The 17,789-nt window shown below is 67.0% G+C and carries 14 protein-coding genes; 4 read left to right on the top strand and 10 right to left on the bottom strand.

Translation table 11 applies throughout. The features are described 5' to 3' along the window. Positions 1-197: 197 nt before the first annotated feature. A complete protein-coding gene (locus tag AC1X6S_RS08910; protein ID WP_483405393.1) occupies positions 198-1,040 on the bottom strand; it encodes a DeoR/GlpR family DNA-binding transcription regulator in 843 nt (280 codons plus the stop codon). Between the two features lie 172 nt (positions 1,041-1,212). Between AC1X6S_RS08910 and AC1X6S_RS08905 the strand changes: the two genes are divergently transcribed. The 3 genes from AC1X6S_RS08905 to AC1X6S_RS08895 all read left to right on the top strand — a co-directional run bounded on the left by AC1X6S_RS08905 (position 1,213) and on the right by AC1X6S_RS08895 (position 5,044). After that, on the top strand, positions 1,213-2,751 hold the full coding sequence (locus tag AC1X6S_RS08905) for an MFS transporter (protein WP_483405392.1): 1,539 nt from the start codon (positions 1,213-1,215) through the stop codon (positions 2,749-2,751). A gap of 451 nt (positions 2,752-3,202) precedes the next feature. After that, positions 3,203-4,144 carry a hypothetical protein gene (locus AC1X6S_RS08900; protein ID WP_483405391.1) on the top strand — a complete coding sequence of 314 codons (942 nt, stop codon included), beginning with the start codon at positions 3,203-3,205 and terminating at the stop codon, positions 4,142-4,144. 372 nt (positions 4,145-4,516) lie between these two features. Continuing rightward, positions 4,517-5,044, top strand: a complete 528-nt coding sequence (locus AC1X6S_RS08895; protein ID WP_483405390.1) for a helix-turn-helix domain-containing protein — start codon at positions 4,517-4,519, stop codon at positions 5,042-5,044. A gap of 490 nt (positions 5,045-5,534) precedes the next feature. Here the strand turns inward: AC1X6S_RS08895 and AC1X6S_RS08890 are convergent, their stop codons facing one another. The 8 genes from AC1X6S_RS08890 to melA all read right to left on the bottom strand — a co-directional run bounded on the left by AC1X6S_RS08890 (position 5,535) and on the right by melA (position 15,698). Further along, on the bottom strand, positions 5,535-6,734 hold the full coding sequence (locus tag AC1X6S_RS08890; RefSeq protein ID WP_483405389.1) for an MFS transporter: 1,200 nt from the start codon (positions 6,732-6,734) through the stop codon (positions 5,535-5,537). A 463-nt stretch (positions 6,735-7,197) separates the two neighbouring features. Further along, positions 7,198-8,940, bottom strand: a complete 1,743-nt coding sequence (locus AC1X6S_RS08885) for a hypothetical protein (protein ID WP_483405388.1) — start codon at positions 8,938-8,940, stop codon at positions 7,198-7,200. 28 nt (positions 8,941-8,968) lie between these two features. Beyond that, the gene (locus AC1X6S_RS08880) at positions 8,969-10,000 is read right to left on the bottom strand and encodes a carbohydrate kinase family protein (RefSeq protein ID WP_483405387.1); all 1,032 of its coding nucleotides are present in this window, start codon (positions 9,998-10,000) and stop codon (positions 8,969-8,971) included. Beyond that, a complete protein-coding gene (locus tag AC1X6S_RS08875) occupies positions 10,000-10,866 on the bottom strand; it encodes a carbohydrate ABC transporter permease (RefSeq protein WP_483405386.1) in 867 nt (288 codons plus the stop codon). The genes AC1X6S_RS08880 and AC1X6S_RS08875 overlap by 1 nt, the downstream gene beginning before the upstream one ends. Continuing rightward, positions 10,866-11,852 carry a carbohydrate ABC transporter permease gene (locus tag AC1X6S_RS08870; RefSeq protein WP_483405385.1) on the bottom strand — a complete coding sequence of 329 codons (987 nt, stop codon included), beginning with the start codon at positions 11,850-11,852 and terminating at the stop codon, positions 10,866-10,868. Before AC1X6S_RS08870 ends, AC1X6S_RS08875 begins: the two co-directional genes overlap by 1 nt. Before the next feature lie 2 nt (positions 11,853-11,854). Then, positions 11,855-13,189, bottom strand: coding sequence for an ABC transporter substrate-binding protein (locus tag AC1X6S_RS08865; protein WP_483405384.1), 1,335 nt, complete (start codon positions 13,187-13,189; stop codon positions 11,855-11,857). Between the two features lie 51 nt (positions 13,190-13,240). Next, on the bottom strand, positions 13,241-14,194 hold the full coding sequence (locus AC1X6S_RS08860; RefSeq protein WP_483405383.1) for an SIS domain-containing protein: 954 nt from the start codon (positions 14,192-14,194) through the stop codon (positions 13,241-13,243). Between the two features lie 175 nt (positions 14,195-14,369). Next, complete coding sequence (melA, locus tag AC1X6S_RS08855; protein ID WP_483405382.1) at positions 14,370-15,698, bottom strand: alpha-galactosidase; 1,329 nt, start codon at positions 15,696-15,698, stop codon at positions 14,370-14,372. A gap of 104 nt (positions 15,699-15,802) precedes the next feature. Between melA and AC1X6S_RS08850 the strand changes: the two genes are divergently transcribed. Next, a complete protein-coding gene (locus tag AC1X6S_RS08850; protein WP_483405381.1) occupies positions 15,803-16,618 on the top strand; it encodes a DeoR/GlpR family DNA-binding transcription regulator in 816 nt (271 codons plus the stop codon). A gap of 148 nt (positions 16,619-16,766) precedes the next feature. Here the strand turns inward: AC1X6S_RS08850 and AC1X6S_RS08845 are convergent, their stop codons facing one another. Next, a complete protein-coding gene (locus AC1X6S_RS08845; RefSeq protein WP_483405380.1) occupies positions 16,767-17,783 on the bottom strand; it encodes a LacI family DNA-binding transcriptional regulator in 1,017 nt (338 codons plus the stop codon). Between the last annotated feature and the right edge of the window lie 6 nt (positions 17,784-17,789).

Genomic DNA, 17,789 nt, shown 5'->3' with positions numbered 1-17,789 from the left:
CTGCCATCTTGCACCATGTTGCGCGAGTTTGTCACGTTTGATATAGAAATGATCACAAAACAGCACACTAATGCTGCTCACCCTCGGTAGGGAAGGATCGGTTTCGCTTATTTACCTGGCCGTAACACTGCGCCGGTGCAGTGCTGGGACTTCAGTGGATGCCGGGGGCGGGGCTCTGCGCCGCCGCTCCGGCCGGGTCAGTCCGCGGCTCTCGTCGTCGGGCCGGCTCCATCCGTGTCGCCCGCCTCAGCGGGTGCGGCCACGACGAGTTCGACGCCAGCCGCGGCGAGGTCAGCGGCAAACCCGGGCGACACCTCGGCATCGGTGACGAGGATGTCGATCGCGTTCAGCGGGCAGATGCGGGCGAAGGTACTGCGCCCGAGTTTGGTGGAGTCCGCAGCCACGATCACACGCTGGGCGACGCCGGCGATCTCGCTGCTGGCATCCGCTTCTCCCTCGTGAATGGTGGTCGCGCCGAATGCGGCGCTGAGCCCGTCGACGCCGAGCACTGCGGTGTCGAGGCTGAAGCCGCGCAGGGCCGCACCGACGAGCGGGCCGACCAGTTCGTACGACTGACGGCGCGGGAAACCGCCCGTGACCACGATTTTGATGTGGTCGCGCACCGACATCTCGTAGGCGATGTTGAGGGCGTTGGTGACGATCGTGACGCCGACCTTGTCGGGACCGACGCGGAGTCGCTCGCTCCGTCCGAGCATCCGTGCGACCTCGCTCGTCGTCGTGCCGCCGTTCAGGCCGACGGACTCCCCCGGATTGATGAGGTCGGCGACGGCCCTGGCGATCGCGACCTTGGCCTCGGCCTGGCGCGCGATCTTGTATTGCAGCGGGAGCTCGTATGCCGAGCCGAGCGCGGACGCCCCGCCGTGGGTGCGGGTCACGAGTCCCTGCTCGGCGAGCGCGTTGAGGTCGCGGCGTACCGTGGCCGTTGAGACGCCGAGCGCCTGGCTGACCTCGGCGATCGACACATTGCCCCGTTCACCGACGAGTTCGAGTACGACATTGAGGCGGCCCTGTTGAATCACGGCGACCCTCCTTCTCACGCTGTCATCACATCCGACACGACGTGATTGAAATTGATCAAGTCTGACCATATCGATCATTTCCAGTATGAGGTGGGGAACTTGGCGCGAAGTCGGGCTTTGATGGCAGCCGCGGCGGGTGGCCCATGTCAGCGGCGACCCGTAGCCTTAACCGGTGAGTTCTGAGCCAGCCTCATCGTCTACTGACGACATATCCGCTGACGGCATCCTCGCGACCGGCGCCGAGGCATCCGCTGTGCCCCCGCACTGGAAACGGAACGTCGCGCTCTTTCTCAGCGGCCAGACCATCTCGCTGTTCGGGTCGATGATCGTGCAGTACGCGGTGATGTGGTACGTCACTTTCGCGACCCAGTCGGGCTTTGCGATCGCGCTCTATGCCCTCGCCGCGTTCCTTCCGCAGGGCGTTGTGTCGATCTTTGGCGGTGTCGTCGCTGACCGGATGAACCGGCGTGTGCTCGTGATCATTGCCGACAGCACGATCGCGGCGGTGACGCTGGTGCTCGCGATCGCGATGTTCAACGGCATCACCGACCTCTGGGTGATTTTGCTCGCTGTGGGAGCAAGATCGATCGGGGCGGGGTTCCAGACCCCGGCAGTGCAGGCGATGATCCCGCAGATCGTGCCGGCGGAGAACCTGATGCGGGTGAACGGGCTGTTCGGGTCGATTCAGTCGGCGATGGCGCTGCTCGCGCCCGCTGCCGCTGGTGCCGTCTTCGGGCTGTGGGGCATCGTGCCCGTGTTCTTTATCGACGTCGTCACCGCCGTGATCGGTGTCGGTTTCCTCGCCTTCGTCTCGGTGCCGACGCTCGCGTCGATTGCGTCGAAGACCACGAGTTACCGCGAGGACCTGGTCGAGGGAATGCGGTACATCTGGCAGCACCGGGTGGTTCGCTGGCTGCTCGGCGTGTTCGCCATCATCTTCCTGCTGACCGTTGCGCCGTCGTTCATCACGCCACTTCTGATCGCGCGCACCTTCGGTACCGAGGTCTGGATGGTGACGGTGCTCGAGGTCGCGTTCAGCGTTGGCATGATCCTCGGAGGGGTTCTGGTGGCGACGGTGCTGGCGAAATTCGGCCGGATGCCGCTCATCCTGTTCGCGACGTTCGGTTTCGCCGCCTTCACCATCGCGCTCGGGCTCGCGCCCGACCTGTGGCTGTTCTACGCCTTCATGTTTGCGTTCGGGCTGCTCGTTCCGCTGTTCTCCGCGCCGTTCATGACCCTCGTGCAGGAGACGGTGGAACCCGAGATGCACGGGCGGGTGTTCAGTTACGTCGGCATCGTGATGGCGCTGGCGACCCCGATCGGCATGACGGTGTTCGGGCCGCTGGCCGACGTGATCAGCGTGCAGATACTCCTCGTCATCGCCGGAATCGTGACGATTCTCGTGATGGCGGTGGCCGTGTTGCTGCCGTCGGGGCGGGCGGCGATTGCGGCGGCTCGGGCGCAGCGTCCGGCGGGTGGGCGTTCCGCGGACGGGGCGGACGCCGCGGGCGACGCGGGTGCCGCGGACGCGGCGGGCGACGCGGACGCCGCGGGTGCCGCGGGTGCTACGGGTGCTACGGGTGCTACGAGTGCTACGGACGCCGCGAAGCGAGGGGCCGACGCGAACGACGCGAAGCGAGGGGCCGACGCGAACGACGCGAAGCGAGGGGCCGACGCGAACGACGCGAAGCGAGGGGCCGACGCGCGGTAGCGGCGGCGCCGGCCCTCCCTAACCGTCCGAGCGCTGCACATCCGGGCCTCGCGGGCTCACATCCGTCCCGCCTTTTGCCGAGCGCTGCACATCCATGCCCAAGCGGCAGAAGTAACTGGAGCGCGAGCATGGGAGTGCCGCGCTCAGCACGGGGCCGCCCCTCCGCGCGCCAGTGTGCCCGCGGGCGTCCCCGACCATCTCTCATCCGAGCGCTGCAACTCGACTACCCCTCCCCCGCGAGCGCTGCACATCCATGCCCAAGCGGCAGAAGTAACTGCAGCGCAAGCATGGAAGTGCCGCGCTCGACGCCCGGGGGGATGCCATCGTTCCCATCCGCGCCCGGGCACCCAACACCGGGCCGCGACTCCTTCACAGCAGCGTGCATTCGTTCGTCTATCCCCCATCGAACGGATGCCGCCCGCCACCCCTCGAAGCGGCCGACAGTTGAGGGGTGCCCGATTTCATCATCCGCAGACACGAGGAGCTGGCCACGGGGGCCAACGACTCGACACTTCGCCGATCGTCCCGCAACGGCGCGATAGTGCGCATCGCCCACGGCTCGTACGCCCCCTCGGCGTTCTGGGGCGGCCTCGCGCGCCACGAGCAGCACCGACTCAAGGTTCTGGAGGCCGCGGGTCGAGCGCGAGGCACAGTGCTGTACTCCCATTACGCAGCCGCCGCCCTCTGGGGCATCCGGATTCTGGGTTCCTGGCCGGAGAGAATCGACGTGACGACCGACCAATCGCGCGGCGGCCGCTCATCCGGTGCGGTGAAGCGCCACTGCCGCCCGCTCACGTCTGTTGAGATCGTTGAGCTCGACGGCCTGTTCCTGACCACTCCCGCCCAGACGGTCGTCGATCTCGCGCGCGACCTGCCGTTTGCCGACGGCGTCGTGGCGATGGACTCCGCACTGCACGAGGCGCGCCACGCTGGTGCCCTGACCACGACGGATGCCATCACCCGCTGCGTCGAAGCGGCATCCGGTCAACGGGGCTACCGCAAGGCGCACGCGGCGGCGGCTTTCGCGACGAGCCAATCGGATTCACCGGAGGAGTCGCACAGCCGTGTGTGGATCCACCTTCTCGGTTTTCCCCCTCCATTGCTTCAGGTCGAGTTCCGCCTCCCGAGCGGACGCACAGCCAGGCCGGACTTTTACTGGAACGACTTCGATCACGCCGGGGAGTGCGACGGGCGAGCCAAATACACGGATCCCCGCTACCTTCACGGACGCACACCCGAGAAGGCCGTCATCGACGAGAAGAACCGCGAGAACGAGCTGCGCCAGGTGGTCGGCCGCCTCTCGCGCTGGGAGCCGCGGGACCTCTATCCGCCGCGCCGGCTCTACGACAGGCTCACGTTCGACGGGCTGCCCTCGTCGAAGCGGCGCCCATGACGCGTGCGTCGACCTGCACCCTGCCAGGCGCCCGCTGACCTTGGCAGTCGCCCGCTGACCCTGGTCGCTCCCCGCTCCCCGCTCTCCCTCGCCGTCGCCCGTGCCCGCGCCGGCAGCCGCTCGCCCTGCTCGCTGGCCCACCTCGCGCCCAGCGCTGCAGATCCATGCCCGCGCTGCAGAAGCTTCTGTAGCGCGGGCATGGAAGTGCAGCGCTCGCTCACTATCCAGCGCTCGCGCACCGACCGACCACCCGCTCACGGACGAGCCCGTCCCCTGCACAATCCGGTGGCGGTACGCTGGCGGGCAGGTGGCGGCACACTGGCGTCCTCCTGGCGTGGTGCCACCGAACCGGGCGGAGCGAGCATGGGTTCTATGAATAAGACACGAATTATTGAGCTTCGACAGGCACAGGGCTGGACCCAGGAGCGACTCGCGACCGAGAGCGGAATCGGACTCAGGACGGTTCAGCGTCTGGAGGCGGGCGAGGACGCAAGTCTGGAAACCCTGTCCCTGGTGGCGGACGCCCTCCGAGTTTCGGTGCGCGACCTCTTCTCAGCGATCGACGACGCGGAACTGAACAGCCGGGTGGACTCACTCGAGGACCGCACCGCGCACCAGCAGGCCGCGCGCGACCGGATCACCGGCGCCTGGCGCTGGCTCTATCTCGGGATCGGCATCGTCCTCACCCTGGTCAGCTTCACTTTCGCCCAGGGCATGGTGTTGTTCCTCGGCTACTGGGTGGGCGGCACGATGATCCTGCTCGCGCTTCGCCGGCTCTACCTCGAACCCCACCTCGACGAGAAGTACCCGCTGTCCCGAACCACCCCGTCCCGTCGCGAACGACGCGCGAGCCGCAACCACGCCCAGCCCACGGCAGAGAAGACTCCCGCCGAGATTTAACACGCGAACGGATGCCTGCGGGCCGGGGCTGACGCCGTGCGATCGATCCGCTCTGCAGAAACGGATGCCTGCGGGCCGCGGCTGGCGCCGTGAGATCGATCCGCTCTGCGGGTGTGATGCGCACATCGTGGCTACCTGAATCCCCGCGCCCCGGCATCCGTACGCGCCTTTATCCCTCGCCGCCACCCGCACCCTCGCTCAGCGCTGCAGAAACGGATGCCTGCGGGCCGCGGCTGGCCCCGTGAGATCGATCCGCTCTGCTGAAAACGGATGCCTGCGGGCCGGGGCTGACGCCGTGCGATCGATCCGCTCTGCGGGTGTGATGCCCCCATCGTGGCTAGCCGCACCCCGGCATCCGCACGCGCTCTCATCCCTCACCGCCACCCGCACCCTCTCTCAACGCTGCACATCCATGCCCGCGCTGCAGAAGCTTCTGTAGCGCGGGCATGGAACTGCCGCGCTCGACGCCGAATCGCCCAGCACGTCTCAATCAACGCGCCTCACGCGAGCGGGCGAGCAGCAACAGCCCCACCACCGCGAACACGAGCCCGGGAAGGGCGGCCCACGCCAGCACCCCAGCTCCCGCCAGCGACGCAATCGCGGCCCCGGCCGCCGCGCCGCCACCGATCGCCGCGTTGAACGTGCTGGTGAGCCAGGCGGATGCCCGCGGGCGAAGCTCCTCGGATGCCGCAGCCAGCACCGCGAATTGCAGAATGGCGGGCACACCGCCGAAGGCGATCCCCCACACCCCGACTCCCACGACACCGAGTACAGGCCGATCCGCGGCGAGCGCAAGCAGCGCGACCCCGACCGCGAGTCCGGCGACGAGTGCGACCGGTGTCGCGTGCGGCCAGCGCGTGCCCGCCACTCCCGCACCGATGAGCCCGCCGATGCCGAGCACGCCGTAGACGACGAGCACCATCGGGAGCGCGGCGGGTGCGATGCCGACGACGTCGAGCAGGTAGGGGCTCACGAGTGAGAACAGCGCGTACTGCGACCCCATCACGAGAACGACGATGCCACAGAGCGCGAGCACCCGGCCGCGTGAGCGGTCCGCTCCCCCGGTTCCGCCGGCGGTCGGACCGTGCTCAACCCCGGGAACCCGCGGAAGCACCAGCCGCAGCATCCCAACGACGAGGAGCAGGGCAGCCGCGACGACGACAAACGGCATCCGCCAGCCGAACCCGTCGGCGAGCGCCGCTCCCGCTGGCACACCGAGCACGAACGCCGCGCTGACGCCGGCACCGGTGATCGCCACAGCCTGCGCCAGGCGATGCCCCGGCACGAGCTGGGCGGTGTAGCTGCCGGTCACCGCCCAGAACAGCCCGTGCGCCGCGCCGGCCACGATGCGCGCGAGCACGATCATCGGCATCCCTCCCGCTGCAGCGGCGCCCAGGTTCGCGAGCGCCATCACGGCGAGCGCGATCATGAGGAGGCTGCGGCGTTCAAAACGCAGGGTCAGCCGCACGAGCAACGGGGTGAGCGCCACAACGGCGACCGCAAACACCGTGACGAGGAGGGGCAGCGCTGCGGGATCGACGTGCAAGTCCCGCGCCATCGGCGTCAGCACGGCGGTCGGCAGAAACTCCGTCGTCACACTGACGAACACGGCGACGGCGAGGGCCACGAGCGGCACCACGGGGAACGGCGTCGTCGCACGCAGCTCCGAGCGCGTCTCCTCCGTACTCACAGCATCCACCGCTGCAGATCCATGCTCGCGCTACAGAAGTATCTGCAGCCCGAACATGCAAGTACAGCGCTCGTCACGAGGACCGCACCACCCGCACGAACCGCGCCGTGAGGTCGTCGCCGTCCGCCACGTCGACGTGCGGCATCCGTTTCACTCACCCACGAGCCGGACACCGACCGGCCCTGAGCGCAGGCCAGCACCCACCGCTGCAGATCCATGCCCGCGCTACAGAAGTATCTGCAGCGCGAGCATGGAAGTGCCGCGCTCGTCACGAGGACCGCACCACCCGCACGAACCGCACCGTGCGGTCGTCGCCGTCCGCCACGTCGACCCGCGGCATCCGTTTCATTCCCCCACGAACCGGACGCCGACCGGCCCTGAGCGCAGGCCAGCACCCACCGCTGCAGACCCATGCCCGCGCTACAGAAGTATCTGCGGCGCGAGCATGGAAGTGCCGCGCTCGTCACGAGGACCGCACCACCCGCACGAACCGCGCCGTCAGGTCATCGGCGTCGGCCGCGAGCGAAACCCTGAACGACGGATGCTCCGCGAGGGCTCCCGACGGAACCGCCACTGTCGCGGTTTTCCAGACACCATCCCCGGTGCGCTCGACCGGTGGCGACGACCAGTCCCCCACATCCACGGTGAACGCGCCGGTCCCCGAGTCGAGGTACGTCACCTTGACCACGCACGCCTCGGATGCCGCCGTGAATCGGGAATCGAGCTCGAAGACGAATCCGGTGTCGCCGCCAGCGGCATCCGTTCGCAAGCCCTCGTGAGCAGTCCCGTTGTCGGGTTCGAAGACCTCCACATGCACGTCGTCGTCCGAGCGGTGCGCGACCGAACCCGGTTCATCGACCTGCACGAGCCAGCGTTCCAGGTTGCGCACCCACGGGCGGCTGGTCCACGACTCGGAGCCGTCACCAAACGGCCCGACCTCGTCGCCCGCCCAGTAGGTGTCTTCGGCATCGCGCAACGCGGCCCAGGCATCCGCCGACGTCGCCGCCGTCGCGCCCATCGACAGCCGCACCCAGTCCCAGTGCTCCGGATACTCGGCGAAGTACGACGGGCCTGGCACGACGTAGATCCAGTTCGTGCGCAACTGCAGCGCCTTGAGGTTCGACTGCCGAACGGCGTAGTACGGGTCGTCGGTCTCATAGCCGCAGTCGTTGTAGCACTCGTTCTCGGTGGCGACGACGCGCGTGCCGTCGTGCACCGGCAGAGAGTCGTCGAGCGCGAGGTGCCCATTCGGCAGGATGTGCGACCCGTACGCCGGCGCCTCGCTCAGGTGAAAGTTCGACAGCTCGGTGATGCCGGTACGGATGCCGAGACCCGCGTCGACCGCCTGCGCCGCGAGCAGGTCGTCGTCGGCCCCGAACGGACCGAAGGGGTAGTCCTCGCCGGTGAAGACGAGCTTGTTCGCGTTCTCGCCGAACAACTCGGCAAGGTCGGTCCAGGCGTGGTCGTACCAGGCGAGGTAGGTCTCGAGATCGAGGTCGCCAGCCTCGACGGCGGCGGTCACCATTTCGTAGTCGAACTCGGCCCAGGTGAACGCGCCGGGAACGTAAACGAACGACAGGCGCGGATCGGCGGCGAGACCGCCGTCGACAAAGACCCGCCGGTAGGTGTCGAGCAAATGACCCCACACGCACTCATCCCAGATCGGCAGGTGCCTCTCGCCGTCGTAATCCGGCCCGTAGGTCGAGACACCGCACTCCTCGGCCACCCACTCCGGCGCCCAGCTCTCACCGCTCGCGAAGATGCGCATCCAGAACCGGTCGGGTCCGGCCAGCTGCGCGTCGAGCGAGTCGAAACTCAGGCCCTGTGCCTCTCCACTCGCGCCGCGGTCGAGGTCTCCCTGCCGCGGCTGGATCTGCCGCCAGCTGACATCGACGGATCGAACGAACACGTGGTCCGAAACGGATGCCTCCTCCGAGAAGAACCCGGAATTCGGCGCCGGTCGTGCGGATGCCGGCAGGCTCCAGTCGTCGCCCGGTCGAATCTCGACGCCGTTTCCCGAATCGAGAAACTCAAATGCTGGCCCGTCCGCGTTCGGGGCCGGAGGGGCCGGCGGCGTCGAGGCAGCCGGGACCGGGCTCGCGCACGCCGTCACGAGGGTGACCGCAACGAGAGAGACAAACGCAGCCACACGGCGCGGCAGAAGCCGGGAACGGGCGGGCCGCCCGTCTCGATCGGCGTTCGCCATGCGATCTCCCGTCGTCGTGGCATCCGTTTCAGGACCTCACCGTACCGAAGTGCGCGCCGCGGCGAGTGCCGAGATGTGCGTTCAACTCGGCCCGCGTCGCCTGCGCGCCGGTGCCACCGGCCGCACGGACGGAGAGCGACCCGGCAACCGCGGCCCAGCGCACCCGCTCGGTCTCGTCCGAAACCCCGGCGATCAGCGCCGCGAGGTAACCGGCATCGAAGCTGTCACCGGCACCGGTCGTGTCGACAACCTCGAGCGTCAGCCCTGGCGCGGCGAATTCATGGCCGTCCGGCGAGAACGCCCGGCCGCCCGCCTTGCCCGACTTGACCGCAACGACGGGACCGAACGCTGAAATCTGCGCCGCTGCGAGCGCGACCGGATCGTCACCCGCTGCAGAACCGGCACCGGGAAGAGCCTCAGCGATCGCGAGCACCTCTTCGGTGTTGGGCAGCAGCACGTCGACGAGGGGAAGCACCTCGGCGAGACCCTCCCACCGCCCGGCCGGATCCCAGTTGGTGTCGAGGCTGACCGATGCCCCGGTAGCGCGAATGCGCCCCAGCAGCGCGGGCAGCTCGGCGGCAAGACCCGGCTGGAGGAAGAAGGATGCCACGTGGACGTGCTGGGGACGGAGACGAGCCACCGCCGCATCGATATCGGCTGCGGTGAGCGCCGGAATCGTTCCGGGAAGGGTGAGGATCGAACGATCGGACGCGCTCGAGAGGATGACACTCAACCCGGTCGGGATGACCGGGTCCACCCGGATGCCCGACACGTCGAGTCCGGCATCCCGGAGCAATCCGACGGTGAATCGGCCGAACACGTCGTCGCCGACAACGGCGGAGACGGCGGTCGAGACCCCGAGCCGGGCCAGTCCGCACGCCGCGATCGTGGCGCTGCCGCCCATCACCAGGTCGGCGGCGTCGAGCAACTGCTCGGCCTGGCCGAACCGGGGAACGACGTCGCCCCGGAGCACAAGGTCCGGGTTGGCGTCGCCGACGACCAGCACGTCAACCGAGCCGTCCGGGGAGTCGCCAGCTGACGGCATCCGTTCGCCTCCCATCAACCCTTCATTCCGGAGAACGACATCGTCGCGATGAACTGCCGCTGCGCGACCAGAAAGAACAGAATCAGCGGAAGCGTCGCGATGACGTTGCCGGCCATGAGGAGGTCCCACTGGGTGCGGCGGGTGCCCTGGAAGTTGGCGATGCCGAGCTGCAGCGTGAACGCGTTCTCGTTGTTGATCGCGATGAGGGGCCAGACCAGGTCGTTCCACGAACTCAGGAGGGTAAAGATCGCGAGGGTGGCGATCGCCGGCTTCGCGAGTGGGAGGACGACCCGGAAGAACACCTGCCATTTGCTGCAACCGTCGATGATCGCTGCTTCCTCGAGTTCTGCTGGGAGGGAGAGGAAGAACTGGCGCATCAGGAAGATCCCGAAAGCGGATGCCAGCCACGGCACGATCGCCGCACCGAGGCCGTCGATCAGACCGAGCCGGGCGAACAGAATGTAGGTCGGGATCATCAGAAGCTGGGTCGGGATCATGATCGTGCCGAGGATCAGGAAGAAGCCGAGGCCGCGACCGGCGAACTTCATCCGGGCGAAGCCGTACCCGGCCAGGGAACACAGGACGATGTGCGACAGAATCGCGGCGCTCGAGACAATCACCGTGTTGCCGAGCCACAGCAGAATGTCCGAGTCCGCGAACAGACCAGCAAACCCGTCGAGGGTGAGCCGCGACGGGATGAGCGGCGGCGGGAAGCTCACGAGTTCCTCAGCAGGAGACAGCGCGGCGAGGAACATTTGCGCGAACGGCAGGAGGAACAGCAGTGCGACCGGGGCGAGGAAGAAGTGCCAGCCACTGAAGCCGCGACCTCGTTTCTTCGGCGTCGCGAGCTCAACTGCCGGGTTCAGCAGGGACGTGCTCATCAGAAGGCCTCCAGGTTGCGGCGCCGCGAGTACCAGACGACGAACAGGGTGATCACGAGAGTGAGGGCGAAGAGGGCATACGCAACGGCCGAGCCGTAGCCGAACTCGAGCCCGCGGAAGGCGCGCTCCCAGAGGAAGTACACGATTGTTTTCGTCGCGTCGAGCGGCCCGCCCCTGGTCGTCGTATAGACAAGGTCGAAGAGCTGGATCGCGCCGATGACCTGCCAGATGGCGACGAAGACAGTGACCGGAGCGAGTTGCGGCCACACCACATGCCAGAAGGCCTGCCAGCGACTGGCCCCGTCAATGCGGGCGGCCTCAAGCAGTTCAGGCGGGATGTCCTGCAACGCCGCGAGGTAGATGACCGTCGTGAATGCGGCCTGCCCCCAGAGCGACATGATCGCGATGACGACCATGGCCTGGGCCGGGTCTTCAAGCCATCCCTGCTGCGGGAGCCCAAGCATCCGAAGCACGTTGTTGACGATTCCGTACTGCGGGTTGAACAGGTAGGTGGACAGGATGCCGGTTGCTGCGGCCGACGCGACGAACGGCACGAAGATGGCCGTGCGATACAGCCCGATGAAACGGATGTTCCGGTTCAGTGCGACCGCGAGAAACAGCCCACCGAGCACCGACATCGGGACGAAGAGGATCGTGTACAGCCCCGTGTGGGTGATCGCGTCGAAGAACTTGTCGTCGCTGACGAGCCGCTCGTAGTTCGTGGTCCCGACAAACTGCGGATCGCTGAAGCCGTCCCACTTTTGCAGCGACAGCACGAACGCCCACACGGCCGGGAAGATCGACAGCCCGAGAATGATGAGGGTCGCCGGCCCGACAAAGGTCCAGCCGTCGAGTGCACGCCGACGGCTGGCTTTGCGTTGCGCTTGTTGCCGCTGGGCTGTCGGCACCGTGAAGGTGAGCGCAGGCGCACCGGTCTTGCCGGCGCGCCTGCGACTGTCCTTACCGGTGGACAGAGACGCCGTCATTATTACTCTTCGCTCAGCGCGGAGTTCGCGCGCTCAGCCGCTTCCTCGAGAGCGGCCTGCGGTTCGCCCTGCCCCTGAAGCACTTCGGCGATGGCATCCGCGATCGCTTCCGACAGGCCGACGTAACCCGGAACGGTCGGTCGCGCCTGCTTCGCGTTGGCGTTGTTCTCGGCCATGATGTCGAGTCCGGGATAGTTCTCGACTTGGGCGGCAAACGCCTCAGAATCCGCTGACGAGGCCCGGATCGGGAGGTTGCCGACCTCGACGTTCCAGCGCTCATCCTGCTCCGCCGACGTGAGCCACTTGGTGAACTCGAACGCCCAGTACTCGCGGTTCTTGTCCTTGTGGTCAAACAGCGCCCAAATGTCCGGTCCCGAGACTGTGGTGTGGTCGCCATCGGTTCCCGGCAGAACGGTCACGCCGTAGTTCGTGCCGGCGGTGTTGAGGTCGTACAGCTGCCACGGGCCCGAGGTCATCATCGCGATCCGGTCGGTTGCGAAGAGCTGCGCGAACTTCGTGTCGGTCTGGTCGAGGTAGACGCTCTTGTCATCGACCGCCATGCCCTGCAGGAAGGTCAGTGCCTCTACTCCTGCATCGGATGCGAACTCCGCGGTCTTCTCGTCGTCGCTGAGGATTGCACCACCGCGCTGCCACAGGTGCGGCCAGAACTGCCAGGTGGTCTCCTCCGATCCGGAGACGGAGTAGGCGTATCCATAAGTGTTGGTCGCGGCATCCGTCAATTCAGCAGCCGCCGCACGGAAGTCCTCCCACGTCCAGTCGGCGGTCGGATACGCGACACCGGCAGCGTCGAACACCGTCTTGTTGTAGATGAGCGAGAGGTTGTCGACGATGGCGGGGAACCCGATCGTCTTCTCCCCCGTCGGCTGCACCGTCTTGCGCGCGGCGTCAGAGAAGTCGTCCCACTCGACGTCGGCCTCAGCGACCTGGTCGGTGATGTCGAGGGTGCGGTTCGAGCGTTCGAGCTGGCTCGCCCACGACCCGAAGGCGTAGGAGATATCGGGGTATGACCCGCCGGCGAACCCCGCGGACAGCTTCTGGAGCAGGTCCTCGGTGGACGAGGCGCCGGGCGACAGATCGATGGTCACGTTCGGGTGTTCTTCCTCGAACTCCTCGGCCAGGGACTCCAGGATCTTCTGGGCGTCGTCGGTCTGTCCGCTCCACATCGTGATCGTGACGTCAGCGTCCTCATCGAGCGTCGTCGCGCCCTGGGAAGATCCGCCGCAGGCTGTCACTCCGATCAGAACCGCGACGGTGCCGAATATAGCGGAGACGCGCCCGATACTCCGGGCAGTGCGTGTGTGGCGTCCGATCCTCATGGTGTCCTCTGTTCCTGGTGGGTTGGCGTTTGGGGTAACGAGCGGGGCAGCTCAGGTGAGCACGATTGAACGGGTGAGATGACGGGGAGCGTCGGGGTTGAGGCCGCGTGATTCGGCGAGCGCAACGGCCAGTCGCTGGGCCTGAACGAGTTCGACAAGTGGGTCCGCGACGGAGGTGACGACGTGCGCGCCGGTCGCTTCGATCTGCTCGACGAGCGCAGGATCGGTGTCACTGAAGATCCAGACGACGGATGCCTCGCTCGCGACGGCCAGAGGACCGTGACGGAAGTCGAGAACGGGATACGACTCCGACCAGGCCTGTGCGGCCTCACGGATCTTGAGCGCGGCCTCCTGGGCGAGGCCGTAGGTCCAGCCGCTCCCGAGGTAGACGAAGTGGCTCTTTCCTTCGATGCTGACCGGAAGAGGTGCGCTCAATGCGGCCTCGGCCTGCTCGACAACCCCGGAGATGTCGTACCCGAGCGCGGCCCGTGCCAGAAGGAGGAATGTCGTCGGGAATCTGGTCTGGACGATGGATTGCTCGTCGGCGAAATCAAGGCCGAGCACGCTGTCAGCGAGCTCGGTGACCGGGGACTCCGAGACCCCCGTGACCGCAATGCGGTGGACACCGGACGGAACCTCGCGCAGAGCGTCGAGTACTTCGGTCGTGGTGCCCGAGCGGGTCAGCGCAATCACGGTGTCGTAATCCCGCCATGCCCGCGGTTCTGACGCGTATGCGGCATCCGTTCGCCCCCAGCCGCCCTGCTCACGCAGTGCCGCAAACGACTCGGCGACGTACGCCGACGTGCCGCACCCGATGACGAGAACATTCTCTCCCCGGCGGCAGAGCGCATTGCGCGCCGCGTCGAGGCCGCCGAGGGCTTCCCGCCACGTGGCGGGCTGACTGGAGATCTCGAGCTGGGTGATCGTCATAGAGAGTCCGATGGTCGAGGGAGCGATCCGTCGAGCGAGGGAGAGAGCGTCCTCGACCCGTCGTTGGGTTGTCACACAGTCTCGGGGAGAACTGCTCACCTGACAAGAAAAATGTCTGAGTTAATCATTTCGAGTGATTGATTGTTACAAGGAGGTTTCGGCGGGCGAAACGGGCGCGACAAACGGCGCCTCCCCTTCCTCGATCGATCGATCGTGGAGGGGGATGACGCTTCCGACAATGTGAAGTCGGTTACGCTCCGACCGACGTCAGGTCGTGGTCGAGGGTGCCTCCGAGTTCACGAGGCAGGTATTGCGCGTGCGCCGCGGTGAGCTCGTCGCACAGCGCCCATATCTGCGCCGGGGTGAGCGTCGAGGAGGCGTTGGGATCGATGAGGACCGCCTGCCGCACCCGCTCCGGATCGCCGTGGCGCGCGGCCTCGATTGCCAGGGCAGCGACGGAGAGGTAGGTGCGGTTGAGTGCGGCCCCCTGCTCGGCGATCGAACCGACCGCGATCGGGTGCACCCCTTCCGCGTTCACGAGCGCGGGCACCTCGACTACGGCACCCTCGGGCAGGTTGTCGATGAGCCCAGCGTTGACGACGTTGACGTGGATGACCCGCTCGGTCCCTGTGAGGATCGAGTGGATCACCTGTGGCGCGTACTCGGCCGCTCCGTCATCGAGTTCGAGATCAGCGCCGGAGTCGAGCGCCTCGCGGGCGGCGTGGAACTCCGCGACGTTATCGTCGCTGATGCCGATGTACTGCAGCGGTTCGATCCGGAAGTGTTCGATCTGTGCCGGATCGCGCAGGAACCACGACAGGTATTCGGACGAGTGCTCACTCGTCTCGGTCGGATAGAAGCCGATGCGCCGGAAGATCTCGGCGCGCACCCGGCGCTGCAGCTCGGGGTCCGACTCGATGAGCGCACGGAGTCGTGGATAGAGGTCTTCACCGTTGTGCGACCACTCGTAGAGCCAGGACTGGTGGTTAACCCCGGCCGCGCGGTAGTGGGTTTCCTCGAGCGGAACACCGACGAGATCGCAGAGATCGTTGACGGTCCAGTAGACGCTGTGGCAGAGGCCGAGCGTTTTGATGTTCGGCGCGACCACCGACGTCCACCAGACGTTCATCGCCATCGGGTTCGTGTAGTTGAGGAACCAGGCGTCAGGGCACAGGTCCTGCATGTCGCGGGCAATCCCGCTGAGCACGGGGAACGTGCGCAACGCGCGGAACACTCCGCCGACGCCCGTCGTGTCGCCGATTGTCTGGAGCAGGCCGTGCTTCGCCGGGATCTCGAGATCGACCTTCGTGGCGGCGACGCCTCCGACCTGAATCATGTTCACGACGAAGTCCGCACCGGCAAGCGCAGCTCGACGATCCTCCGTGACCTCAAGGTCGAGCGCCCTGCCGCGCCGGCGCGCGACCTGACGCGCTGTGCCCTCGGCGACAGCCAGGCGCTCGGCGTCGATGTCGTGCAGCACGATGTTGAGCGTCGGCAGGTCATCGAAACGCAACAGGTCGTTGAGGAGCTGGCGGGTGAAGACGACGCTTCCCGCGCCGATGAAAACAATTCGAGGCATGCCGAGAGTCTGGCCCGCCTTGCGCGAATCGTGCAACCAATTGAGCGAAAAATGGCTAAAGTGAACAACCATACTGCTCGCTCATCGACCCGCCGGAGGTTCCCGTGACACTGCCCTGGACCGGAACTCCGCGGCTGCGAGCCGCCTCAGGCAAGCGATCGGAGCGCATGCTTGCCATCCTCGAGGTCGTGTCGGAGCGCGGAACGATTAGTTTGAGCGATCTTGCTGAGACGCTCGATGTCTCAGCCGCGACTGCTCGGCGCGATCTCGCGGAACTTGAGGCGCAGAGACTCTTGCTGCGCACCCACGGAGGAGCGGCCGCAATCGAGTCTCATCCGGAGCTTCCCGTTCCCCTTCGCGACTCGAAATTCCACGAGGCCAAGCGCACGATCGCAGCGCACGTCGCGGGCCTCATCCCGAATGGCGGTCGCCACGCGGTCGCGCTCTGTGGCGGCTCAACGACGTCTGCCGTTGCCCACGCTCTCTCAAACCACCGCGAACTCACGATCGTCACCAACTCGCTCACCATCGCGGGACTCATCACGACCTACCCACAGCTGAGCGTGGTGATGACGGGCGGAACGCTCCGGGCCGAATCACTCGAACTCGTCGGTGTGCTCGCCGAGCGTACGTTCAACGCCATGAATGTGGGCACCGCCATTCTCGGGGCCGACGGAATCTCGGCATCCGGTGGAGTGACGACGCACAACGAGACCGAGGCGCGCACGAACAACGCGATGATTCAGAACGCGCAGTTCGCCATCGTCGTCGCCGACGGGTCGAAGGTTGGCAGGCTCGCCCTCGCCGAGGTCGCGCCCATCACCGACATCAACCTGCTGGTGACGGATGCCTCCGCTGACGCAGACGCCGTCGCTGCAATTCGCGCTGCCGGTGTCGATGTGCACGTTGTGGCGGCCTGAAGCCCCGCGCCCCCGGCATCCGCTCGCACCCGCCCGCATCCGCGCGCTCATCCGCCGGCGCTGCACATCCATGCCCGCGCTGCAGAAGCTTCTGTAGCGCGGGCATGGAACTGCCGCGCTCGCGCGACGGAGACCGCGTACGCGCGCCCTACGCCGAGCCGCGCCGCACCATCTGGGTCGGCAGCGTCATCGCTGCAGCCGGGTTCCCGTCGATCACCTCGAGCAGGAGCCGCACCATCTCCGAGCTGATCCGGTCGAACGGCTGTTTCATCGTCGTGAGCTGCGGGTTCGTCTGGGTGGCGACAGGAGAGTCATCGAAACCGACGACCGCGACATCCTCCGGCACCCGCCGCCCCGCTTCTGCCAGCACATCGAGCGCGCCCGCAGCCATCAGGTCATTGCCCGCGAACACCGCATCGATCGACGGGTCACGCTCGAGCAGCTCGCGCATCCCGCGCACCCCGCTCGCCCGCGAGTAGTCGCCAATGGCAATGAGCGACTCGTCTACCGCGTCACCGAGCTGGTCGCGATACCCAGCAAGCCGGCCGATCCCGCCCGATGTGTCCTGCGGTCCGGTGATCGTCGCAATCCTCGTGCGCCCGAGGTCCTGCAGGTACTCAACGGCGGTCTGCGCCCCGTGCTGATCGTCGGCGGCGACGTAGCCGATCTTGCGTTCAAAGCCCAGCGGGATGCCACAGGCGATCGCCGGCACCTTCGACCGCACGAGCTCCGACAGAAACCCCTGCCGACCGGCGTGCGAGGAGACGAGCAACACCCCGTCAACGTGCCCGGCGGTGATGAAGTCGGTGACCCGGCGTTGCTCCGCCTCGGTCCCGGCCATGAGCAACACGAGGGGTATGTCGCGCTGCTCGAGCGCCTGCGCTGCACCGCGCATCAGCAGCGAGAAGTTCGGGTCTTCGAACAATCGCTCATGCGGTTCGGTCAACAGGAACGCCACCGAGTTCGCCCTGCTCGTCGCCAGGCTCCGCGCGTGCGGGTTGATCCGGTAGCCGGTCTTCTTGATCGCAGCATTCACCGCCGACAGCGAGTCCGGGCTGACCCAGTGCCCGCCGTTGAGTACGCGCGACACCGTGCCGCGGGACACCCCGGCTTCAACGGCGACGTCGTCGATCGTCGGCCTGCGACGCGGTCCCTGGGTGCTCACGCCCCC

This window comes from Mycetocola sp. Y442 (genome assembly GCF_056898615.1).
This window is presented reverse-complemented; position numbering and strand designations above follow the sequence as displayed.